The following is a 2,716-nucleotide window of genomic DNA, read 5'->3' as shown; positions in this document are numbered from 1 at the left end:
CTAGCAATACCACTTGCTTACTCAATAAATCCTGATATGTCTTATGTAATAGTAAGTACAAGTGCGGTTTTAACAGGAGCTATATTTGGAGACCATTGTTCACCAATATCAGATACAACTATTTTATCATCAATGGGAGCTGGGTGTAATCATATAGACCATGTTAGAACGCAAATGCCTTATTCTATTTTTGTGGGAGTAATAACTATATTATTTGGATATATACCAGTTGGATTTGGATTACCTATTTATTTAGTATTACCATTATCATTTATAGCAATGTTTATAGGAATACAGCTACTTGGTAAGAGTGTAGAAGTGGAAGAAGATGAAATATTAGAAGGTTAATATATTATAAAAAAGACTTAAATACTATGTATTTAAGTCTTTTTTTTGTAAATAATATGCTATATGAGAGAGGTGTATTATTATGGCATATGTAAATTTTAAGGAAGAAAATTATAAGTTAAAAATTCAATTAGATAAAAGAAAGAAAAATAATGAGAAAATCTATAATTATATTATTAAACATAAAGAAAATATGACAAATTATGTACCAGATCATAAATATAGCTATGATAAAATACAAGGTGAATTTATAGGCAAAAAAGGTATATTAGATGAACAAGAATTTCATAATATATCAAATATAGATATTGTTTGTTCGAGATTTATTGATTGTACATTTTCTAATGTTAAATTTATTAATTGCAGAATAATAGGTTGCAAATTTGAAGGATGTAAGTTTGATGCAGGAGGAGTAATATTTGAAAATTGCATATTTGTAATGGATAATGATATAAAATCCCCTTCTTTAAATAATGAAGTTAATTATTCTTGTGAGTTTTATGATTGTGAGCTTTATTGCGAATTTAGAAATTCAGAATTATCTTATGCAATATTTGAAAATTGTTTAGTTAAAAATACTTATTTTGAAGTATCTATGCTAAAAAGTACAATTTTTAATAAGTGTGAATTAAATAAAATTAAAATATCAGATTGTAATTTATCTGGTCTTAAGACATATAAATGTTATATTTTAGACTTTGAGTTTGATGATAAGTACATAAGTAAGTTGGACGAAAAAACTTATTTTGATAAGTTAGTGGAAAGAAAAAAAGATAAATCTGAATACGAAGGTATTTACTTGGTATATCAAAATATAGCTGATGAATTTAAACAAAATACTTTAGATAATAACTTTGGTGAATATTATTATTTGTGTAAAAAAATTGAATTCAAAACTTTAGATCCTTTACCTAAAATTTCGTCATTTTTAAATTGGGCATTTTGTGGTTATGGTGAAAGACCATTTAATGCCTTAATCACAGGAATAATTTTAATATTATCATTTGGACTAATATATTTATTTGTTGGTGTAGATATAGATAATCATTTCGTTGTTTATAATCTAGATAAGTTAAAGCATTTTAACATTATAGAATTTATTGAAGATTATAATGAATCCTTAGCGTTAAGCTCTGGAATATTCTTAGGAGTAGGTGGGTATAGTTGTGAGCCTGTTAAATTATCTCTTTTGATATCAAATTTAGAAATGATATTAGGTGCAATAACAGTTGGAATAGGAACAGGTGCAATTGTTAGAAAATTAATTAGATAAAATTAATTATATAGTTATATTAAAAATGGAAAGTCTATAAAAGGTTACTTAAAGTCATCAGCTTTAAAGTAACCTTTTTAAATTTATATGATTTTATATAATAAAATTTAAGATTTTAAATCAACGGTATCAAAGAACCTAAATCAAGAAGTTTTTCAGTGCTTAAAGATATAATGTTTTTATTTTTACTCTCTATAAATTTTTTGATTTCATTATAATTAGGATGTTTAGAAATATCACCAAAGAACATTAAATCATCTTTAGATATAAGTCCACTACATCCACCAATAAATCCATAGTTTAAATCAAATAAGTCTATATGTCCTTTTTCAATTAAAAGACAGTCAATATCATGCTTCATTACTTCTTTATAAATTCCTTCATCAGAGGTAATTATTGAACTTTCATCTACTATACATATAGAACATTTACAATAACCTTGTTTAACATTAATTTTTATGAAATTATTTTTATCTAAAAATTCTAAGATCTTTTTATCTGTATATTTAAAATTGTGTATTGCATATTTTCCAAAGATAGCAACATTATATCCTATATTATAAGGGTATTTATTTTTAATAAAAGAATTTCCTTTTATTATATTAAAACCAAGAGGAACTAATTTTTCACTATAATAATCATAAACATTAGGAGCAACTATAATATTATTATCATTTATTTTAAGTAAAGTAACATCTGGGTGACAGCTTATTGCATCGTAGGTTTCTATACAAGGTGAACTTTCTATTATATTTATATTTAAATTATTTAATTTATTTTTCATATCTATAGTAATTCTTTTATCAACCAAAGCGATTAAAATTTTATTTTCGGGGATAAAAGAAGTTTTTACAAAATTCATAAATAAATCTCCTTATTAATTATACAGTAATATATAATAATTTTAATAAAATATAAAAAATCTATCAATACTAATAAATTAATATCAATAGATTTAATATAAAAAATTCACCTTGTTAATGTCGCCAACGACTTCTTCCGTTGTTCAAATTTATCAGTTGAGATTGTAAATTATCCACAATTCAGATAATTTATAATCCCTTAAAATATAAAAAATAAAGAAGCCATATATAT

At 23.4% G+C, this 2,716-nt stretch carries 3 protein-coding genes; 2 read left to right on the top strand and 1 reads right to left on the bottom strand.

The annotated features are described in order from the left end of the window. Both J7G74_RS09780 and J7G74_RS09775 read left to right on the top strand, forming a co-directional pair. Positions 1-348, top strand: a 348-nt coding sequence (locus tag J7G74_RS09780; RefSeq protein WP_297134705.1) for a Na+/H+ antiporter NhaC family protein, incomplete at its 5' end; no start/stop codon positions are given. A gap of 82 nt (positions 349-430) precedes the next feature. After that, a complete protein-coding gene (locus tag J7G74_RS09775) occupies positions 431-1,621 on the top strand; it encodes a pentapeptide repeat-containing protein (protein ID WP_297134702.1) in 1,191 nt (396 codons plus the stop codon). Between the two features lie 115 nt (positions 1,622-1,736). On the opposite strand, the gene J7G74_RS09770 is transcribed toward J7G74_RS09775, so the two are convergent. Beyond that, a complete protein-coding gene (locus tag J7G74_RS09770) occupies positions 1,737-2,483 on the bottom strand; it encodes a DUF6873 family GME fold protein (RefSeq protein WP_297134699.1) in 747 nt (248 codons plus the stop codon). Positions 2,484-2,716 lie beyond the last annotated feature (233 nt).

This window comes from Terrisporobacter sp. (assembly GCF_017888745.1).
Lineage (GTDB): Bacteria > Bacillota > Clostridia > Peptostreptococcales > Peptostreptococcaceae > Terrisporobacter.
Note: the sequence above shows the minus strand (reverse complement) of the source record. Positions and strands in the feature narration are given on the sequence as shown.

Bases quoted from the DNA above. Each gene is read 5' to 3' on its own strand.
- J7G74_RS09775 (WP_297134702.1), top strand. From the start codon at position 431: ATGGCATATGTAAATTTTAAGGAAGAAAATTATAAGTTAAAAATTCAA.
- J7G74_RS09770 (WP_297134699.1), bottom strand. From the start codon at position 2,483: ATGAATTTTGTAAAAACTTCTTTTATCCCCGAAAATAAAATTTTAATC.